Origin of the sequence: Petrocella atlantisensis (genome assembly GCF_900538275.1) — a bacterium.
GTDB classification, from domain to species: domain Bacteria; phylum Bacillota; class Clostridia; order Lachnospirales; family Vallitaleaceae; genus Petrocella; species Petrocella atlantisensis.
Map to the genome: position 1 here is coordinate 1,001,620 of NZ_LR130778.1, position 19,635 is coordinate 1,021,254.

A 19,635-nucleotide genomic window follows, 5' to 3' on the forward strand; every position below is an offset into this window, starting at 1 on the left:
CTGTAATTAGAAAGCGTCTTTCTTCTTACAAAGTTATATTTCGATGTCTTGTATCTTCATACGTCATGACCTATGATATATGAAGTTACTTCATATATGTTACTTGGGAGTAACACATACAGTGATTTGCTTTCGCTTATCAAGATTACAAATCACTTCAACAATATGTCTTCACTTTCGTGCTTTCATATCGTCTAACGACTTGCCTTCACTACTTCTACGACGCTTCTTCATAACACTTTAACCTCGTGTTATGCTTAAGCTGTATCCATACGTGCTTTCAAGTCGTTTCTCTTATGCAGTTTTCAATGTTCGTAATAGCGCTACGCTATGGTCGTGCTTGCTTATGTCATTTCTTGATGTTTACGACCGAGTGGAGATAAAGAGACTCGAACTCTTGACCCCCTGCTTGCAAGGCAGGTGCTCTCCCAACTGAGCTATACCCCCGGGTGTTTACTTTCTTATTTGGCTGTAGTTATAAAAAGTACAAAACTCTTTCGAATCTTATACAGTGGGCACAAGTGGACTCGAACCACCGACCTCACGCTTATCAGGCGTGCGCTCTAACCAGCTGAGCTATGCGCCCAAAAAGGATTTTTCCTTTTCGAAGTCCAACATGTTCTTATGTAATCTCCAAAGTTGCCTCTAGAGCTTTTTGTTTTTTAAATCTGGCAGCCACCTACTTTCCCAGGTCGTCTCCAACCAAGTATCATCGGCCGACATACGCTTAACCATCGTGTTCGGTATGGGAACGGGTGTTTCCATATGTCGCATCGCCACCAGAATATTTTAGATTCTTACGTTAATTCATTTACTATGACTAGGGCTTTCCAAGCTGCGTTTTCTTCGCAGCTTGTTCTTCCTAGTCTTCGTATATGACCAAACGTTGATCACTCAACAGCAAACCAATCTATCGCTTTCATTTATCACGGTGAGGTTTTTGATCTCCATCATGTGAGCTTTGCTCACTTTTAGCTTCAGAAATAAATTTCTTCCACTTTCTTCCTTAGAAAGGAGGTGATCCAGCCGCACCTTCCGATACGGCTACCTTGTTACGACTTCACCCCAGTCATCGATTTCACCTTAGGCAGCTCCCTCCTTGCGGTTGGGTCACTGACGTTGGGTGCTTCCGACTCCGTGGTGTGACGGGCGGTGTGTACAAGGCCCGGGAACGTATTCACCGCGACATTCTGATTCGCGATTACTAGCGATTCCAACTTCATGTAGTCGAGTTGCAGACTACAATCCGAACTGGGATGGCTTTTATGGGGTTTGCTCCACCTCGCGGCTTCGCTTCCCTTTGTTACCACCATTGTAGCACGTGTGTAGCCCAGATCATAAGGGGCATGATGATTTGACGTCATCCCCACCTTCCTCCGAGTTATCCTCGGCAGTCTCTCTAGAGTCCCCACCATAACGTGCTGGCTACTAAAGATAAGGGTTGCGCTCGTTGCGGGACTTAACCCAACATCTCACGACACGAGCTGACGACAACCATGCACCACCTGTCACCTTTGTCCCGAAGGAAAGAACCGGTTAAGGTTCGGTCAAAGGGATGTCAAGACCTGGTAAGGTTCTTCGCGTTGCTTCGAATTAAACCACATGCTCCACCGCTTGTGCGGGCCCCCGTCAATTCCTTTGAGTTTCAATCTTGCGATCGTACTCCCCAGGTGGAATGCTTAATGCGTTAGCTGCGGCACCGAGGTTCGACCCCCGACACCTAGCATTCATCGTTTACGGCGTGGACTACCAGGGTATCTAATCCTGTTCGCTCCCCACGCTTTCGTGCCTCAGCGTCAATCACAGTCCAGTAAGTCGCCTTCGCCACTGGTGTTCCTCCTAATATCTACGCATTTCACCGCTACACTAGGAATTCCACTTACCTCTCCTGTATTCTAGTAAAGCAGTTTTAAGTGCAGTCCCGAGGTTGAGCCCCGGGCTTTCACACCTAACTTACTTTACCGCCTACGCACCCTTTACACCCAGTAATTCCGGATAACGCTTGCCCCCTACGTATTACCGCGGCTGCTGGCACGTAGTTAGCCGGGGCTTCTTAGTCAGGTACAGTCATTTTCTTCCCTGCTGATAGAAGTTTACGATCCGAAAACCTTCATCCTTCACGCGGCGTCGCTGCATCAGGGTTTCCCCCATTGTGCAATATTCCCCACTGCTGCCTCCCGTAGGAGTTTGGGCCGTGTCTCAGTCCCAATGTGGCCGATCACCCTCTCAGGTCGGCTACTGATCGTTGCCTTGGTGAGCTATTATCTCACCAACTAGCTAATCAGACGCGGGTCCATCTTATACCACCGGAGTTTTCACACGGCATCATGCGATGCTGTGCGCTTATGCGGTATTAGCATCCTTTTCAGAATGTTATCCCCAGTATAAGGCAGGTTACCCACGCGTTACTCACCCGTCCGCCGCTGCCCGGTAGATCGCTCATCCGAAGAATCACTCTCTACCTTCTCGCTCGACTTGCATGTGTTAGGCACGCCGCCAGCGTTCATCCTGAGCCAGGATCAAACTCTCATGTTTAATCTCTTGCTATAGAATACTCGCTGGTCTTTTTTTGACTTGAGCTTACGCTCTTGTTACTAAAAAACCAAGCTTGCTTTTGCTACATAATGAATTACATAGCGTCCGTTTTAAATTACTTTTTGATAGGTTGGTTTACTGTTCAGTTTTCAATGTTCAGGTCTTAATTTTTACCTCGCAAACCGTTTAGGTCAGCGAAAAGTATTATATCATAACCATTTTGCTAAGTCAATGCTATTTCAACATTTTCTTAAGTTACTAAACGGAGAAAGAGGGATTTGAACCCTCGCGCCGCGTTAACGACCTACTCCCTTTCCAGGGGAGCCCCTTCAGCCGCTTGGGTACTTCTCCAAACGTTGAATAAACACACGTTGCACTTCTAATATTCCTAGAAATCTAATGGTCTAGATTTCAACGGAGAAGGTGGGATTTGAACCCACGGTCCCTTTCGGGATCACTGGTTTTCAAGACCAGCTCCTTAAGCCACTCGGACACCTCTCCAGATGTATGCTTGCGCACTGATTGGCGCTTAATTAATTTATCATATCTCATTAATGGTGTCAACACTTTTCTTCTTTTTTTTATTAATGCAAAATGTAGTCCTTTTTCAAGTGCTAAACGCCTAAAAGCCGCTCAATAGCGGCTTCTATTTTTTCTTATTACCCTTTAAATACCATGAGATTCTGTTGTTGTCAGAAAACTCTAAGTACAATATGCTTTGTATGAAAATATTCACTCCTCATAGCCTTCGAAATCATCGCCATATTTTTCGTAGGTGTCTAAAAGATTAATGTTTTTTTTCTTCATCGGTTTATGTTTTGGCTCTATCCTATTGAGTCGTGGTAGTCCTTTTTCATTTTGGCTCGGATGACTCCTAACATGTTTTTTGATGCGCTCATCTTTGTCCAACTCTTCCTGTTCCTTTCTTTTTGGCATAATGTCCTCCGGTATTAATCGTCTGTTTGATGCTTTGCAATCCATTCACCATAAGCTAAATCGGATGGTGTGGTTATTTTGATATTATCATAGGAGCCTTCTACCATTTTTACATCATGATTCATTAATTCTTCTATCAACATGGCATCATCCCAAAAATCTGTGGAACATGCATATCGTTTTTCATAGGCTTGTTTAATTAGATTCAAGTCAAAGGCTTGAGGGGTTTGAACAGCCCATAACAACCTTCGATCCGGTGTTTTTATAACTAAATGATGTGTATCAACGCTTTTTATTGTGTCTTTGACCGGTACACCTAAAACAGCCGCATTACATTTAAGAGCTACTTGAATGAGTTTTAATATATCTTTTTCCTTGATGAAAGGTCTTGCACCATCATGAATCAGCACCAAGCCTTCACCTTCAATAGACTTTAAAGCGTTATGTACTGAATCTGGCCTTTCATTACCACCTTTTACCATTTTTTTGACTTTTGAAAAATCATTCAACGTAAGTATATTTTTTTCTACATAAGACATTTCATCATTTCTTACGACCAGAAAAATATTGTGGATGGCTTTCATTTTTTGAAAGACTAGTAACGTATGATACAAAATAGGATAACCTGCCAGTTGAATAAACTGCTTATTCTGATGATGTTGCATTCGATTCCCCATGCCTGCTGCTAAAACAATCACATTGATTTCCATATTAACCTCTTAGTCATCTGTACTTTATAATTTTGCATGTTAATTTTTATATGATTTATCTCTGACCTTAACCAAACTGAATATTGGATGAGGCATTCAGTGACATATCATGTTGTATACCGTTTTTATAATCATAATAGGCCGCTATTCCAATCATAGCAGCATTATCCGTGCAATAAATTGGCGAAGGATAATAGAGCTCATAGCCATTCTCTTTAGCTTTTCGATGCATTTCTTCTCGAAGTCGACTATTTGAGGCGACACCACCGGCTAATGCTATTTTACTCATATTCAGATTTTTAGCTGCCATCATCGTCTTGTTTGTGATAACTTCTATAACCGCCTCTTGAAACGATGCAGCCACATCGGATGGATTGATGGTCTCATCTTTCATTTTCATCTGATTCAGATAGTTTAAAACCGCCGATTTGATACCACTAAAACTAAAGTCATAAGACCCTTTTTCTAAATATGTTCTTGGGAAATCAATAGCCCCTCCATTACCCGTTTTTGCTAATACATCTATTTTGGGACCACCCGGATAACCCAGTCCGATACTTCTAGCAACTTTATCATAGGCTTCACCTACAGCATCGTCTCTGGTTCGCCCGATAATATTATAGCTCCCATAGTCCTTGACTTCTACTAAGTGGGTATGACCACCTGAGACCACCATACATAAAAAAGGTGGTTTTAAATTATGTTCAATGTAATTTGCGGATATATGACCTTCAATATGGTGTACGCCTATTAACGGAATATCAAGGGCAAAAGCTATGGCTTTTGCCTCAGCCAAACCTACCAACAGGGCACCTATAAGCCCGGGGCCATGGGTGACCGCTACTGCATCTAAATCCGCAAAGGTGATTCCTGCTGCATTTAGAGCTTCATCTATAATCGGATTCATTTTTTCAACATGCTTTCGCGATGCCACCTCCGGAACTACACCACCGAATTTGGCATGCAATTCAATTTGTGAGGATATGGCATTGCTCAGTATTTCTTTGCCATTTTTAACAACTGCTGCCGATGTTTCATCGCATGATGTTTCAATAGCTAATATAATCATATCTTTTTCATTTTTCATTTTTGTTACCTACTATTCTATAATTATTGTATCGTCAACCGGAACCCATCCTTTGATAAACCAAAGTCCCTCCGATCGTTCCAATACATACTGTTGTTGAATATTTTCACTTTTTCCGACGCTGTTTGGAATAAACACGACTTTTACAAACGCTAAAGTATTATCAGTAGGGCTATATTCCGGCAACATCACCCTATAATCCACAATGTGATCTTCACCTTCAGCGGCTCTTCTAACTTCTTCAATGATACTTGCCATATGTTCTTCTTCAGGATTTAGCTCTAACAAGTCCTCAGTGTAATAAGTTCTTTGAACTTTTGCAAGCAGTCTGACTTCTTCCTCTGTTAGATTCCCTGAATACATAACTTTCATCAACATGGTATTGAACTTAATGATTTCATAAGGACTTTTTTGAAGCTTTTCAACATTGAATGTTAACATACCTGTGTTGGCTTTTGCTAGTGGCAGTATCTCTTTTTCTTCAATAATCTCATCAAACAATTTTTCTGCTGCTTCTTCCTTATTTTTGTTGTATATGCTTGGATTAAAAATCAATAAAGCACCTAATCCTATTAAGACCAGTACGGCAATAATCTTTCTCATAGAAATCCTCCTTGTACAACAACGTCATTTACATGTAAGGCTTATCATCTCTAAGCCCTTCTATAAATATATCGGAAAAATAACGTAAAATATGAGTCTGCTGCACTAGTCTTCGAATTTTAACGTTATCGTTTGACGATCTTTTGCCACAAAACTATTTGGAAATATCTTTTGTGCCACATATTCAAAATCTTTTGGCTTTACAAGGGCCGGACTAAAATGGGTTAGCCACATTGTTTTTACATGCGCTGCTTTTGCCAGTTCTGCTGCTTCCCAAAAGGTCATATGCTTATATTCTTTTGCTTTGTTATCTTCATCCGGGTCGCCATACATCCCTTCACATATGAATAAATCCGCTTCCTTTGCGTGTATGACTATATTGTCGATCGGTCTTGTATCTGTACAGTAACTTACTTTAATACCTTTTCTTTCCTCGCCAAGCACCATGTCTGGCGTCAATAGACGTTCTTCATGAAAAACCTGATCACCTTTTTGTAATACCGACCAATATTTAATTGGAATATCTGCTGCTTTGGCCTTATCCATATCAAATTTTCCGGTTCTATTAATGATAATATTATAGCCATAGCACGTCACTTTATGGTTCAATTTGTAGGCTTCAATCTGATATCCTTTGTAATCAATACGATTAAAATCATCTTCAAGCTCTATGAACTCTATTTCAAAGGGTAGTTCCGGTGCTATGACTCTAAGTCCGTTAACGACACGTATGACACCTTTAGGTCCTATTATTTTTAAGGGTTCTGTTCGATCAGAATTCCCCATTGTTAAAAGTAATCCAGGTAAACCACTTGTGTGATCACCGTGAAAATGTGTAAAGCAAATAATATCAATTGATTTAAAGCTCCACCCTTTTTGTTTTAGAGTGATTTGAGTACCTTCGCCACAATCAATCAATAGATTGCTGCCGTTGTATCTTGTCATCAGGGATGTTAACCATCTGTTGGGCAATGGCATCATACCGCCTGTTCCTAATAAACATAAATCTAACATAGTTTTGCTTCTCTCTTTTTATTATTATTTATTGGTTTAAGTGTCAATATTATAACACAAATGTCTCCAAGGTTCTAGCGCATCAAGATTATCAAGAAAAGAAGCTTCGCTTCGTTATGAGCTCTGCTCATATTTCTGAACGGCTCGAAAGGAAACTTCCTTATTCCTTGAGATTAAAAAAGCTGCTCTCTTGTTGAACCAATCAACGAGAGGGCAGCTCATACTTACTTCTTAAAGATCTTTTGCCGCATTATATACAGCTTCTGTCGTAATACCATAGGCTTCGTATACTTTCGAACCTGGTGCTGAAGCTCCAAATTTATCTATACCTAGTACTTTACCATCTAAGCCGACATACTTATACCAAATAGCTGTTGCACCTGCTTCAATGGCAATTCTCCTTCGACATTCTTTTGGTAATACAGCTTCTTTATACGCTTCTGATTGTGCATCAAAGAGATTCATTGCCGGCATACTAACCACTCTGACATCCATACCCTCTGATCTTAATTTTTTTGCCGCTTCATAAACATATTCCACTTCTGATCCTGAACTTAATAGAATCAAGTCCGGAGTAGACTTGTCAGAGTCTGATAAAATATAACCACCCTTTAACGCTTCTTTTCCGGTTTCTTGATAATAAGGTACATTCTGTCTGGTGAGCACAATTGCCGTAGGTGTATGCTTATTTGTTACAGCATAGTACCAAGCAGCCGCTACTTCTTTGGCATCTGCCGGTCTAAAGGTTGTAAAATTCGGGATTGTACGCAACATGGTCAACTGCTCAACCGGTTGATGGGTTGGTCCATCTTCACCTACACCAATACTATCATGGGTTAAGACATACGTTAAGGGTTGATGCATAATGGCTGATAGTCTTGCCATTGGCTTCATATAATCACTAAAGACAAAAAATGAAGAAACAAAAGCTTTAAAACCACCATGAATACTAATACCATTCCCTATACCTGCCATTGCCAACTCACGTACACCAAAATGAATGTTCATCCCTTCATATTGATCTGCTGAAAAATCGCCTTGCCCATTCATATAGGTTTTGGTAGATGGAGCTAAGTCTGCTGCGCCTCCAAATAAATTCGGAATAATCTTAACAAGTCTTTGTATAACTTCTCCTGAAATAGATCTTGTCGCATTTGATTTCTCATCAAATGTCCAAAAAGCATCATCATCTAACGCACTTAAATCTTGTTCATTTTTTAACTGGTTTCCAAGTTCAAGGGCAAGTTCTGGATATTTTTCTTTGTAGGCTTCGTACTTGTTTTGCCATGCTTCTTGGGCTAAAACGCCTTTATTGTTAACACTTGCCATATGTTCATAGACTTCCTTCGGCACAGTAAAACTCTCTGATTCCGTCCAACCTAAATTCTTTTTAGTCTCAACAATGTTATCATCACCTAAGGGCTCTCCATGGGCACTATGCTTACCTTCTTTTGCAGGGCATCCGTGACCGATTAATGTTTTTACAATAATGAGTGAAGGTTGTGTAAGGTTTTTCTTTGCTTTTTCTATCGCAAAACCGATGGCTACAGGGTCATTTCCATTTTCAACTTCAAGCACTTCCCAATGATAAGCTTTAAAACGTGCACCTACATCTTCTGTAAAAGCTAAATCTGTGCTTCCTTCTATGGTGATGCTGTTTGAATCGTAAAGTGTAATAAGTTTACCAAGTTTGAGTGTTCCTGCAAGAGAAGCCGCTTCCGAAGTAATACCTTCCATTAAGCAACCATCTCCAACAATTGTATAAGTATAGTGATCAATAATGTCCATTTGATCCTTGTTGAATCTAGCAGCTAAGTTAGCTTCTGCCATGGCCATACCAACTGCATTCGTAAATCCTGCACCAAGGGGACCTGTGGTTGTTTCAACACCAACGGTATGTCCAAATTCCGGATGCCCAGGTGTTTTACTGTCCCACTGTCTGAAGGACTTAATATCCTCTATAGTGAGTCCATAATCAAATAAATGCAACAATGAGTAAAGTAACATGGATCCATGTCCGGCGGAAAGGACAAAACGGTCTCTATTAACCCAACTTGGATCTTTTCCATTATGGTTCATATGGTTAGCCCACAATTCATAAGCCATAGGTGCCGCACCCATTGGGAGTCCCGGGTGTCCTGAATTTGCTTTTTGCACAGCTTCAGCTGACAAAATACGAATACTATTAATCGATAATGTATCAATTTCCTTCATAATTACCTCCTTGATATGTATGGCCAGTTCTTACTCTGAGCATCTTCCACTAGCATTGTATCATAATTCTAGTGGATTTCAAGTGAAAAACTGTTCATATTATTTTAGTTGCTCTTTCCACATAATAATGGCATCTTCTTTGGGAAAGTCATAAAATCCTTTTCGACGCCCCGCTTCAACGAAGCCAAGTTTTTTATATAGCTTCAACGCTTGAAAATTACCACATCTTACTTCTAATGTCAGCTTTTTTATTTGGTTTTCTTGTGCATGTGCCATAAGCTTTTCCATTAAGATTAACCCCAAACCCCTATTTCGATAACCTTTTTTTACGGCGATGTTGGTAATATGTCCCTCGTCAAAAATCTTCCACAACCCAGCATAACCAATTATTTCGCCCTCATTCTCCATAACAAGATAATGACTTCTTGGACTGATGACTTCCATTAGAATAGATTCCCTCGTCCAGGGCGATGAAAAAGCCTCTAACTCTATGGCATAAACTTGCTCCACATCTTTTTCAACGATTTCACGAATTTCCATTCATCTTTTCCTCATATTCTCGTTCTGCTTGAGATAATCTATAGTAATTGGGCTGATGGGTCAGATAATCCTCCCATTCACCTTTATTATATTTTTCTATAGCTAAAAACCCTAATGTACTGGCTCTTGGTAAAAATTCAATGGCTCTTGCGACTATGATTTTATCTTCTGAAAGATAGCTCCTAATGACACTTTCATGGGCTTCAAATCCATCTCCCAAAAAAATAATAGGCTTATTATAAGTTTTTAGTTGCTCGAGTAGTTCTGTAACAAGCATCTGATTTATGGGTATTAGGTTATTCATCTTATCACCCTCATATACGTAGGCACCCGAAAAAACATGTTGTCTTCTGGCATCCAACATGGGACATATGATGCTATCTGTTGTTTGAATGTTATGTGCCATACTCTCAATGGTGGATACACCAATGATAGGAACGCCAAGTACATGTGCTAATCCTTTCGCTGTGGCACTTCCAATTCTAAGACCGGTATACGATCCAGGACCTTTAGATACTGCAATAGCGTCTAGTGATGATAACGCCAAACCAAGCTGATCTTTGAGTGAATCCAGCATCGGCATAATGGTTTGTGCATGATTTTTTTTGTTGTTTAGAATATATTCACCAATAATCTTAGTGTCTTCTATGATTGCTACGCCTGCCACCATAGCTGAACTCTCTATTGCCAATATTTTCACTTAATCACCTTCTTCTATGGTAATTGTTCTATAATCGAGGCCTTTACTTAAGTCTTTTTCGATGGTAATATATCTGGCCTCTTTTGGAATGAGCTCTTCAATACGCGATGCCCATTCAACCATAGTTACGCCTTGGCCAAAAAAATAATCTTCATATCCAATTTCTTCCAATTCATAAGGATCCGATATTCTGTAGACGTCGAAATGATAAAAATGCAAACGACCACTTTCATAAAGATTCAAAATGGTAAAGGTTGGACTGGTTACATGTTCATGGATAGAAAGACCCTTAGCAAAGCCTTTTGTAAAAACCGTTTTGCCAACTCCCAGTTCTCCGTCCAAGCAATATACTTCACCTTGCTTTGCTTCCATTCCTAACTTTTCCCCAATTGCTTGAGTTTCTGCCTCTGTTATTGATTCATAGATTTTCTTGTTCATTTACTTTTTCTTCCATTCTTTTATCCTTATGTATGGACAATTTCTTGTCTTCTATCAGCCGTCTGACTGTATCATAATCCTCTTTTTTTAGGAAATTTCTTTTTGGAACAATCAAGGCATGGTTTTCTTGTAAATAGATGAATATTATTTCTTTAAGTATAACAACCTTAATCACGTCTTGCCATGCAATTTGTGAGGCACCTGTATAAAGCTTCACGCGTAAAAGATTATCTTCAAAGATAAATGTCATTTTATTCTTAAATACAGGGTTCATGTGAATTTGACGTCTTGCTTTAGCATAAAAGTCAAGAGGTGTTACAACGATATAGGCAAATGCTAAAAAAACAAATATTAATGCACTTAATATATCCTTATTGATTAAAAAGATTGGTGCCAATATAAGCCCGGCCACACCAAGCAATGCGGTTAAACGTCCGCCCCATCTGCTATAATTATGATAAAACATGAATGTAACCACATCTTTAACAATCAACTTCCCTGATACCTTTATTTCTTTTGCCATAACAACCTCCTATATATTGCTCATGATTCACGCAATCAGATCTTTTATTCTATTCTACTGATTTACCACTGTTGATTTTCATGGTTAAGCCTATGCGTTTTTTCTCTATCTCTACTTTCATGACCTGTACTTCGACCACATCCCCAACAGATACAACTTCCAGAGGATGTTTGATATAGCGGTCCGTCATTTGTGATATATGCACTAAACCATCCTGATGCACACCAATATCAACAAAAACACCAAAATCTATAACATTACGAACGGTACCTTTAAGTATCATACCTTCTTTTAGGTCTTTCATATCCAGTACGTCTACACGTAAAATAGGTGCAGGCATCTCATCTCTTGGGTCTCGCCCAGGCTTGTCCAGTTCTTTGACAATGTCTGTTAGTGTTGGTATACCTACTTCAAGCTCCTTTGCGTAAGTTTCAAAATTACTGACTTTTTTACTGATTTGGACTTTTCGTTCTTGGATGTCCTCTAAAGATAGTCCAAGTTTTGCTAAAAGTTTAATGGTTACATCATAGCTTTCAGGATGGACACCTGTTTGATCAAGAAGATTCTTACCGCCCTGAATTCTCAAGAAGCCAGCACATTGTTCAAAGGCTTTTGGACCTAGTTTAGGTACTTTGAGTAATTCTTTTCGGTTTTTAAAGACACCTACGCTTTCTCTATAGGCTACAATATTTTTAGCTAAAGGTTTACTAATACCGGATATATATGCTAATAGTGAGGGAGATGCTGTATTTAAATCTATGCCCACTTTATTCACACAGTCTTCGACTACACCTGTTAACGCCTCTGCCAGTCTTTTTTGATTCATGTCATGTTGGTATTGCCCAACACCGATACTCTGAGGATCAATTTTTACCAGCTCAGCTAATGGGTCTTGTAGCCTTCTACCAATAGATACTGCACTTCTAAGTGCTACGTCAAACTCAGGAAACTCTTCAGTTCCAAGTTTTGATGCAGAATAAACCGATGCCCCAGCCTCATTTACGATGATGTACTGAATTTTTTCTTTTATTTCTTTTAACATCTCAGCCACAAAGATCTCTGATTCCCTAGAAGCGGTACCATTACCTATGGCAATTAATTGTACTTTGTGCTTTTGTATTAACGGCTTTAGTTTGGCTTTTGCCTCAATAATTTTATTATGAGGTTCGGTCGGATAAACAACACCTGTTTCAAGCACCTTACCATTTCCAGTGATTATTGCAAACTTACAGCCTGTTCTAAAAGCCGGATCCAACGCCAAAACCACTTTCCCGGATATAGGTGCCTGCATAAGCAATTGGGCTAGATTTTTTCCAAAAACATCGATGGCACCTTCTTCTGCTTTTTCACTCAATTCATTTCGAATATCTCTTTCTATGGAGGGTGCAATCAAACGTTTATATGCATCGCTAATAGCATCTCGTATTGGTGTGGCGTATATACTGTCCGATTTTTTTATTACTTTTAGACATAAATATTGAATGAGTCTTTCTTCAGGTACAATGACTTTAACATTTAATATCTTCTCTTTTTCACCCCGATTAATGGCAAGAATTCTATGAGGTGCTACTTTCTTAATGTTTTCTTCATAGTCGTAATACATCTCAAAAACAGATGCTGTTTGATCCTTCTTTGCTTTTGATTGAATGATACCTTGTTCAAAGCTTTGGGCTCTAATGTACTTCCTATAATCAGCATCATCTGCAATGTTCTCTGCAATTATGTCTTTGGCACCAGCTATTGCATCTTCTATTGTTAACACTTCTTTTTCTGAATCAACATACCTTTTTGCTTCTTCATCTATAGACGTATTGCCCTGCTGCAATAAGATATACATGGCTAAGGGTTCTAATCCTCTACTTTTTGCAACTGTCGCTCTTGTTTTCTTTTTTGGTCTAAAAGGTCTATATATATCCTCAACTTCTACTAAAGTCTGTGCTTGATTAATCTTTAACTTTAGGGCATCTGTCATTTGGCCTTGTTCTAGAATCGTGGCTATAACTTGATCTTTCTTCTGCTCCAGATTTCTCAAATAAGATAACCGATCATACAAATCTCTTAAAAGTTCATCTGTCAGCGAGCCTGTAATTTCTTTCCTATATCTCGCTATAAATGGTATGGTGTTGCCTTCATCAATCAATTTTACTGTATTTTCCACTTGCCAGCTTTGAATCGAGAATTCTTGCTGCAATGCCTTATTAATATCCATCCAGTTCTCCTTATATCCAAATAATCCCTATGTTTATACTTTATGAAGCAATCAGGATTTCTCTTATTTATTATTCATTTAAGCATGATTTGAGACTCTAATCAAGCATAAATACTATAGCATATCTTGGTAGGTATGACAAGAAAAGCGGGTGTGTTTATATATATAAAGACCATCTCTATTTGAGATGGTCTTATGGTTGTTTAATAAAAAGCTATGTTATTGACCCAGACTAAATTCTTCATGGATAGCGTTTACGGCTTCATCTGTATAACGTTCGTCAATTAATAATGAAATCTTAATTTCAGATGTTGATATCATCTTAATGTTTATACCAGCGTCATATAACGCTTCAAACATTTTACTCGCTACACCTGTGTTTGATTGCATGCCTGCACCTACTAAGGATACTTTTGCAACATGTTCGTCCACTGATACCGATTCAAAGCTCAAAGCTTCTTGGTGCGCTTCTATGGCTTCTTTTGCATGGTAGGCATCATTGATGTCCACAGTAAAGGAAATATCTTTAGTATTATTTCGCCCTATGGATTGAAGAATAATATCAACATTAATATTCTCCTTTGCCATGATTCTAAACAATTTAAATGCCTTTCCAGGTTCATCTTCTATACCAACTACCGCTATCCTGGCAATGTTCTTATCTGCTGCTACGCCACTTACCAACATTTTTTCCACTGTACTTTCCTCCTTAACAACTGTTCCTTCTGCTCTTGTCAAACTTGATCGTACAACCAGTTCGACACCGTATTTTTTTGCCATTTCAACTGAGCGGTTATGTAATACTTTTGCACCGAGGGATGCCAATTCCAGCATCTCGTCATAGGTTATTTCCTGTAATTTTTTAGCTGTCTTAACGACACGTGGGTCTGCTGTATAAACGCCTTCCACATCTGTATAAATCTCACATTTATCCGCATTTAGAGCTGCTGCAAGCGCCACTGCTGTTGTATCGGAGCCGCCTCTACCCAAGGTCGTAATATCGTCATGTCGATTGACCCCTTGAAAACCTGTTACAATAACGATGTTTTTTCTGTCCAATTCTTCCGTAATCCGTTCACCTGTTATGTTCTTAAGTCTTGCATTCCCATAGGAAGAAGATGTATACATTCCTGCTTGGGTTGCATTCAAAGAAACAGCATTATAACCTAGTTCTTGAAGTGCCAACGCCATTAAGGATACCGAGATCTGTTCACCAGTTGTAAGTAACATGTCCATTTCCCTTTTTGAAGGCAAGCTGCAATAGGTTTTTGCCTTCGCCAGTAATTCATCTGTTGTATCCCCTTGAGCTGATAATACAACCACCACATCATGTCCTTGATCGTAATCTTCTATGATTCTTCTGGCAACATTAAATACACGATCCCGATTGGCTACAGAACTGCCGCCAAATTTTTTAACAATTAGCACAATATTTTCCTCCTATGTATGTTTTCCAAGCTTATTCTTCCGCTAAAAAATACCCCATGAGTTCATGACCTTTTTTAAATCGAACACCATTTTTCTCTGCCATGACCTCATCATAAGTCAGATTCTCATCTAACGCCCTACGGCTGTCATAAAGCACATAAGGAACTGGGTCTGTAGTATGTGTCCTTATTTCCACCGGTGTAGGGTGATCCGGCATAATTAATATTCTATATGCTTCTTTCAACTCTGTCAAACCCTTAACAAGAGGTTTGACAACTTTTTCATCAATGAGCTCAATCGCCAGTATCTTATTTTCTAATTCACCTCTATGACCACATTCGTCCGGCGCTTCAATGTGTAGATATACAAAATCATGACCCGTTCTTAATGCCTCAAGGGATGCATTTACTTTTCCTTCATAATTCGTGTGCAAACTACCATCTGCCCCTTCTACATCAATAGATGTCATCTCACTGGCAATGGCAATTCCTTTTAATAGGTCAACGGCTGAAACCATAGCGCCTTTTTTACCATATTTTTCTTTAAAAGATGTCAAACTAGGTTTTGTTCCTTCGCCCCATATCCAGATGCTATTGGCTTTATTAAGTTTTCTTTTAGCTCTATCTAGATTAATAGGATGGTCATTTAAGAGTTCATAGCTGGTTTTCTGCATTTCTAATATGAGGTCACTAAAGTCACCCTTTGGCAGATAATCCCTGATTTGACTTTCCAAAATGTTATGGGGTGGTACCAACTCAACATTTAATGAACCTTTTTTCCATATGAGTGCATGCCTATAAGATATGCCGGGATAGAACTTTCGAGTGGTATCAGAAAACACATGATCGATGGCTTCCATTAGCTCTCTGGCTTCCTCTGTCGTGATTTCTGAAGCACTATGATCCAGCATGATTTTATCTTCATAAGATTCTTGTTCTGATAGCGTAACAAGATTACATCTGAAACAGATGTCATCATCTTCCATATTAATTCCCATACTAACTGCTTCAAGAGGGGATCTACCTGTATAATAAACTTCGGGGTTATAGCCCATAACCGATAAATTTGCCGTATCACTTCCTGGCGCCATTCCTTTTGGTATTGTATCTACAAGGGCGACCTCACCTTGCATGGCTAAAGCATCTATATTTGGCTTTTTTGCTACTTGTAGAGGTGTCTTATTCCCTAATCGTTCTATAGGGCGATCTGCCATGCCATCTCCTAGAATGACTACATGCTTCATCCTTATACCTACCTTTCTAGACGTATCATACTTTCGACAGCTATGATTTCTTCACTTTTGCTTAACTTTTCAATATTTATAGTAATATCGCCTTCTCGTATGGTGTCTGTTATGAACCCTATTGAATTTGGATCCTCTTCAACTTGAACCCACTCTACATGACTAAAAGTTTTTTCAATAACAGCTCTTCCTTCTTTTTCTTGATGCAATTTTACTCTGATGAAATAATTGAAGTGTCCATCCGTTATCGGCATGAGCTTCATTTTTTTCATGCTCCATTGAACGATGATATTTTTCCCTTTATGTTTTGAGGCATCTATAATATCGGCAACAACCGCACTGGCTGTTGGTAATTTGCCAGCACCTGCACCGTAAAACATAACATCACCAATAACATTACCTTTGATTAAAATGGCATTAAACACGCCATGAACATTGTTTAATGGATGGTTGGCGCCGATAAGCATTGGTATAACAGCCAAGCACACTTGATCACCTTCTTTTTTACATCTGCCAAGGAGCTTAATGTCCATGCCCATAGCTTTTGCATAAACCATATCCTTTTGGGTAATCTTTGTAATACCTTCTGTATAAATATTTTCATAATCCACATGCCACCCAAAAGCCAATGAGGATAAAATAGCTATTTTCCTACAAGTATCATGACCTTCAATATCCGATTCAGGATTACGCTCAGCGAAACCAAGGTCTTGGGCTTCTTTTAATGCGACATCAAAGTCAAGACCTTCATCTTTCATTTTAGATAGAATATAATTGGTCGTGCCATTAAGTATACCTTCAATCTCGTAAATCTCATCTGCTGTCAATGATTGGTTCAAAGGGCGTATAATAGGAATACCGCCACCAACACTGGCTTCAAAAAGAAAATTTACATAATGTTCTTTTGCAATTTCAAGCAAATGAGGGCCATGCTTTGCGACCAATTCTTTGTTTGATGTTACCACACTCTTCCCTCTTTCAAGGGCTTGTTTAACAAATGTGTACGCCGGTTCTATACCACCCATGACTTCTACAACAATGTCAACTTCATCATCTTGCAATATATCCATATAATCGTGGGTTAATACATGCTCAATAGATGATCCAGGAAATTCTCTCAAATCCAATACGTATTTTAATTCAATATCTGTTTCAGCTCTTCTATTGATACTGATTTGGTTGGTTTTAAGAACTTCAACGACACCTGATCCAACTGTACCATATCCCAAAATCGCTATTTTTGCCATTCTATCACTCCCTAGCTAAAATCTTAACTTGATGTACCCCTTCTGTCTCAATCAAATGATTGACCATATCTTGAACATCGCCTGTTGTCGGTAACACCTCTATGCTAAATGTAATATCCGCAACACCATTAATAGGTATTGTTTGATGTATTGTAAGTATATTCGCCTGATATTTGGCGATACAATTAAGAAGCAAGGACAAAAGTCCGGGTTCATCATCAATCCTCATACCTAATGTTATCGCTCTACCTCTTGAATTTTCATAGAAAGGAAAAATGGTATCTTTATATTTATAAAAAGAGCTTCTACTGATACCCACCGCTTCAACTGCTTCTTGAACGGTCATCGCCTTTTCCTTTTCCAGATATTGTTTTGCTTGTACAACCTTTAAAAAAACTTCCGGTAAAGCTTTCCTTTGTATGATATAGAAATTAGCTTGATCTGGCATGATACACCTCACTTTGTCCAATTATGTTCTTACTGGAAATACATTTGTATTTCATAGAAAGATAATACCATAGTTTCACCTGAGTTTCAACACCTAATATTTTCCTAATATTAAAAAAGAGTTGTTCCATTTTATGGAACAACTCTTTGGTCTATGCTTCCGCAATGACTTCACCTAAGGATATTTTTTCTTCATCTGTTACGACTAAATCGATATCAATGAGAACAATCATACGCTGATCTACTTTGGCTACAGATTTTATATATTTTCTATTGATCCCTGCAACGATGGCTGGCGCTACTTCAATAACTTCTTCTTCAATCTGAAGAATCTCTTCCACAGAATCCACGACAAATCCTACTTTGATACCATTTGTATTGACAACAATAATTTTTGTATCATCATCATGAGGTTTGTCAGTCAAGTTGAATTTTTTCCTCAAACTGAATATGGGGAGTACTTCGCCTCTTAAGTTAATCATACCTTCTATGTACTCCGGTGCATTAGGTACTTTTACAACTTCTTGGTATTTTTCAATACCATTTACCTTCATAATGTTTAAGCCATATTCTTCTTTGTCCAGTCTAAATACAACTTGTTGTAACGTTGCCATAAGCTTTCCTCCTTAGTTAATGGTTTGCACTGCCATCCACTTCAAATATGCGTTTATAAAATCATCCAACTGTCCATCCATCACCGCACCGACATTCCCAGTCTCATGATTGGTACGGTGGTCTTTGACCATATTATAAGGATGCATAACATAAGACCTTATTTGACTTCCCCAACCAATTTCTTTGGTTTCACCACGAATATCTGTCATCTTTTCATGCTGCTTCTGTCTTTCTACTTCAAAAAGCTTAATCCTTAGCATCTTTAAAGCTTTGTCCTTATTCTTATGTTGAGATCTTTCATTTTGGCATTGTACAACAATACCTGTTGGTATGTGGGTAATCCTAATGGCTGAGTCTGTCTTGTTGACATGTTGTCCACCAGCACCACTTGCTCTAAACGTGTCAATCCTAATGTCCTCTGAATTAATTTCCACGTCTATATCTTCTTCAATATCCGGCATGACATCACAGGATGCAAAAGTTGTGTGGCGCCTTCCCGAACTATCAAATGGTGATATCCTGACCAACCTATGAACGCCTTTTTCGGCTTTTAGATAACCATAAGCATTTTCACCGCTTACCTCGAAGGTAATCGATTTTATACCTGCCTCGTCGCCAGCAAGGTAGTCTATCACATCCAGACGATAGTTCTTTTGGTTGGACCATCTCATATACATTCTATAGAGCATTTCTACCCAATCACATGATTCTGTCCCACCAGCACCTGCATGAAGAGATAAAATTGCATTGTTATTATCATAAGGTCCTTTTAATAAGGTTGCTATAACCATAGCATCATAACTGGCTATAAAACCGGCTACCATTTCCTTGATTTCACCTAAAAGGTCCTCATCGGATTCTTCTTGTGCCATATCTATAAGTATATCAAGTTCTTCATAGTCTTGCAATATTTTCTTAAAGTCATCAATCTTATCGTTGAGTACTTTAATATTTTTCAAAACTTCCTGTGATGCCTCAGGATTATTCCAGAAGTCTTCAGCTGTGGATTGTGCTTCTAACTCTTGTCTTTTGTTCTCCGCGCCAGGGATGTCAAAGAGAAGCCCTCAGTTCTTCTAGCTTATTTTCATACCCTTTTAATTGTTGTCGTATTTGTTCCAACTCAATCATTTCAACACCTCTTTTTTT

At 39.0% G+C, this 19,635-nt stretch carries 17 protein-coding genes, 4 tRNA genes and 2 rRNA genes; all 23 read right to left on the reverse strand.

What is annotated here, in order from left to right; genetic code table 11:
• Window positions 1-374: 374 nt before the first annotated feature.
• The 23 genes from PATL70BA_RS04720 to prfB all read right to left on the reverse strand — a co-directional run bounded on the left by PATL70BA_RS04720 (window position 375) and on the right by prfB (window position 19,617).
• A tRNA-Ala gene (locus PATL70BA_RS04720) sits at window positions 375-447 on the reverse strand.
• Window positions 448-512: 65 nt separating this feature from the next.
• Window positions 513-586: transfer RNA gene (locus tag PATL70BA_RS04725), tRNA-Ile, on the reverse strand.
• An 80-nt stretch (window positions 587-666) separates the two neighbouring features.
• Window positions 667-784, reverse strand: a 5S ribosomal RNA gene (gene rrf / locus PATL70BA_RS04730).
• 226 nt (window positions 785-1,010) lie between these two features.
• Window positions 1,011-2,535, reverse strand: a 16S ribosomal RNA gene (locus PATL70BA_RS04735).
• Window positions 2,536-2,798: 263 nt separating this feature from the next.
• Window positions 2,799-2,886 (reverse strand) — tRNA-Ser (locus PATL70BA_RS04740).
• Window positions 2,887-2,950: 64 nt separating this feature from the next.
• Window positions 2,951-3,036, reverse strand: a tRNA-Ser gene (locus PATL70BA_RS04745).
• A gap of 231 nt (window positions 3,037-3,267) precedes the next feature.
• A complete protein-coding gene (locus PATL70BA_RS04750; RefSeq protein WP_125136296.1) occupies window positions 3,268-3,471 on the reverse strand; it encodes a hypothetical protein in 204 nt (67 codons plus the stop codon).
• 14 nt (window positions 3,472-3,485) lie between these two features.
• Window positions 3,486-4,181, reverse strand: a complete 696-nt coding sequence (gene ispD / locus PATL70BA_RS04755; RefSeq protein WP_125136297.1) for a 2-C-methyl-D-erythritol 4-phosphate cytidylyltransferase — start codon at window positions 4,179-4,181, stop codon at window positions 3,486-3,488.
• Between the two features lie 67 nt (window positions 4,182-4,248).
• Window positions 4,249-5,268, reverse strand: coding sequence for a tRNA (adenosine(37)-N6)-threonylcarbamoyltransferase complex transferase subunit TsaD (gene tsaD / locus PATL70BA_RS04760; protein WP_125136298.1), 1,020 nt, complete (start codon window positions 5,266-5,268; stop codon window positions 4,249-4,251).
• A gap of 12 nt (window positions 5,269-5,280) precedes the next feature.
• Window positions 5,281-5,871, reverse strand: a complete 591-nt coding sequence (locus PATL70BA_RS04765; protein ID WP_125136299.1) for a hypothetical protein — start codon at window positions 5,869-5,871, stop codon at window positions 5,281-5,283.
• Window positions 5,872-5,976: 105 nt separating this feature from the next.
• Window positions 5,977-6,885 (reverse strand): ribonuclease Z, encoded by a 909-nt coding sequence (locus PATL70BA_RS04770; RefSeq protein ID WP_125136300.1) that lies wholly within the window; start codon window positions 6,883-6,885, stop codon window positions 5,977-5,979.
• A 231-nt stretch (window positions 6,886-7,116) separates the two neighbouring features.
• The gene (gene tkt / locus PATL70BA_RS04775) at window positions 7,117-9,099 is read right to left on the reverse strand and encodes a transketolase (RefSeq protein WP_125136301.1); all 1,983 of its coding nucleotides are present in this window, start codon (window positions 9,097-9,099) and stop codon (window positions 7,117-7,119) included.
• 99 nt (window positions 9,100-9,198) lie between these two features.
• Window positions 9,199-9,639, reverse strand: coding sequence for a ribosomal protein S18-alanine N-acetyltransferase (gene rimI, locus PATL70BA_RS04780; RefSeq protein WP_125136302.1), 441 nt, complete (start codon window positions 9,637-9,639; stop codon window positions 9,199-9,201).
• Window positions 9,626-10,339 (reverse strand): tRNA (adenosine(37)-N6)-threonylcarbamoyltransferase complex dimerization subunit type 1 TsaB, encoded by a 714-nt coding sequence (gene tsaB, locus PATL70BA_RS04785; RefSeq protein WP_125136303.1) that lies wholly within the window; start codon window positions 10,337-10,339, stop codon window positions 9,626-9,628. Before tsaB ends, rimI begins: the two co-directional genes overlap by 14 nt.
• Window positions 10,340-10,777 carry a tRNA (adenosine(37)-N6)-threonylcarbamoyltransferase complex ATPase subunit type 1 TsaE gene (gene tsaE / locus PATL70BA_RS04790; protein ID WP_125136304.1) on the reverse strand — a complete coding sequence of 146 codons (438 nt, stop codon included), beginning with the start codon at window positions 10,775-10,777 and terminating at the stop codon, window positions 10,340-10,342.
• Entirely contained in the window at window positions 10,758-11,300 is a 543-nt protein-coding gene (locus PATL70BA_RS04795; RefSeq protein ID WP_125136305.1) for a YcxB family protein, read from the reverse strand. The genes tsaE and PATL70BA_RS04795 overlap by 20 nt, the downstream gene beginning before the upstream one ends.
• 49 nt (window positions 11,301-11,349) lie before the next feature.
• Window positions 11,350-13,509, reverse strand: a complete 2,160-nt coding sequence (locus tag PATL70BA_RS04800) for a Tex family protein (protein WP_125136306.1) — start codon at window positions 13,507-13,509, stop codon at window positions 11,350-11,352.
• A 219-nt stretch (window positions 13,510-13,728) separates the two neighbouring features.
• Window positions 13,729-14,937, reverse strand: a complete 1,209-nt coding sequence (locus tag PATL70BA_RS04805) for an aspartate kinase (RefSeq protein WP_125136307.1) — start codon at window positions 14,935-14,937, stop codon at window positions 13,729-13,731.
• A 31-nt stretch (window positions 14,938-14,968) separates the two neighbouring features.
• Entirely contained in the window at window positions 14,969-16,180 is a 1,212-nt protein-coding gene (locus PATL70BA_RS04810; RefSeq protein ID WP_125136308.1) for a cofactor-independent phosphoglycerate mutase, read from the reverse strand.
• An 8-nt stretch (window positions 16,181-16,188) separates the two neighbouring features.
• Window positions 16,189-17,427: a homoserine dehydrogenase gene (locus tag PATL70BA_RS04815; protein WP_125136309.1), complete on the reverse strand. Its 1,239-nt coding sequence runs from the start codon at window positions 17,425-17,427 to the stop codon at window positions 16,189-16,191.
• A gap of 4 nt (window positions 17,428-17,431) precedes the next feature.
• Window positions 17,432-17,875: an ACT domain-containing protein gene (locus tag PATL70BA_RS04820; protein WP_125136310.1), complete on the reverse strand. Its 444-nt coding sequence runs from the start codon at window positions 17,873-17,875 to the stop codon at window positions 17,432-17,434.
• Between the two features lie 151 nt (window positions 17,876-18,026).
• The gene (locus tag PATL70BA_RS04825; RefSeq protein WP_125136311.1) at window positions 18,027-18,488 is read right to left on the reverse strand and encodes a chemotaxis protein CheW; all 462 of its coding nucleotides are present in this window, start codon (window positions 18,486-18,488) and stop codon (window positions 18,027-18,029) included.
• Window positions 18,489-18,500: 12 nt separating this feature from the next.
• Window positions 18,501-19,617, reverse strand: a protein-coding gene (gene prfB, locus PATL70BA_RS04830) for a peptide chain release factor 2 (protein ID WP_125136312.1) whose coding sequence is annotated in 2 segments (ribosomal slippage) — window positions 18,501-19,541 and window positions 19,543-19,617 — 1,116 coding nt in all. Because the reading frame shifts where the segments join, the coding sequence is not laid out codon by codon here.
• Window positions 19,618-19,635 lie beyond the last annotated feature (18 nt).

Excerpts from the sequence above, each read along its gene's own strand:
- PATL70BA_RS04815 (WP_125136309.1), bottom strand. The coding sequence starts at position 17,427 with ATGGCAAAAATAGCGATTTTGGGATATGGTACAGTTGGATCAGGTGTC.
- tsaE (WP_125136304.1), bottom strand. The coding sequence starts at position 10,777 with ATGAACAAGAAAATCTATGAATCAATAACAGAGGCAGAAACTCAAGCA.
- rimI (WP_125136302.1), bottom strand. The coding sequence starts at position 9,639 with ATGGAAATTCGTGAAATCGTTGAAAAAGATGTGGAGCAAGTTTATGCC.
- tsaD (WP_125136298.1), bottom strand. The coding sequence starts at position 5,268 with ATGAAAAATGAAAAAGATATGATTATATTAGCTATTGAAACATCATGC.
- ispD (WP_125136297.1), bottom strand. The coding sequence starts at position 4,181 with ATGGAAATCAATGTGATTGTTTTAGCAGCAGGCATGGGGAATCGAATG.
- PATL70BA_RS04820 (WP_125136310.1), bottom strand. The coding sequence starts at position 17,875 with ATGCCAGATCAAGCTAATTTCTATATCATACAAAGGAAAGCTTTACCG.
- PATL70BA_RS04750 (WP_125136296.1), bottom strand. The coding sequence starts at position 3,471 with ATGCCAAAAAGAAAGGAACAGGAAGAGTTGGACAAAGATGAGCGCATC.
- PATL70BA_RS04765 (WP_125136299.1), bottom strand. The coding sequence starts at position 5,871 with ATGAGAAAGATTATTGCCGTACTGGTCTTAATAGGATTAGGTGCTTTA.
- PATL70BA_RS04770 (WP_125136300.1), bottom strand. The coding sequence starts at position 6,885 with ATGTTAGATTTATGTTTATTAGGAACAGGCGGTATGATGCCATTGCCC.
- PATL70BA_RS04810 (WP_125136308.1), bottom strand. The coding sequence starts at position 16,180 with ATGAAGCATGTAGTCATTCTAGGAGATGGCATGGCAGATCGCCCTATA.
- PATL70BA_RS04795 (WP_125136305.1), bottom strand. The coding sequence starts at position 11,300 with ATGGCAAAAGAAATAAAGGTATCAGGGAAGTTGATTGTTAAAGATGTG.
- PATL70BA_RS04825 (WP_125136311.1), bottom strand. The coding sequence starts at position 18,488 with ATGGCAACGTTACAACAAGTTGTATTTAGACTGGACAAAGAAGAATAT.
- PATL70BA_RS04800 (WP_125136306.1), bottom strand. The coding sequence starts at position 13,509 with ATGGATATTAATAAGGCATTGCAGCAAGAATTCTCGATTCAAAGCTGG.
- tkt (WP_125136301.1), bottom strand. The coding sequence starts at position 9,099 with ATGAAGGAAATTGATACATTATCGATTAATAGTATTCGTATTTTGTCA.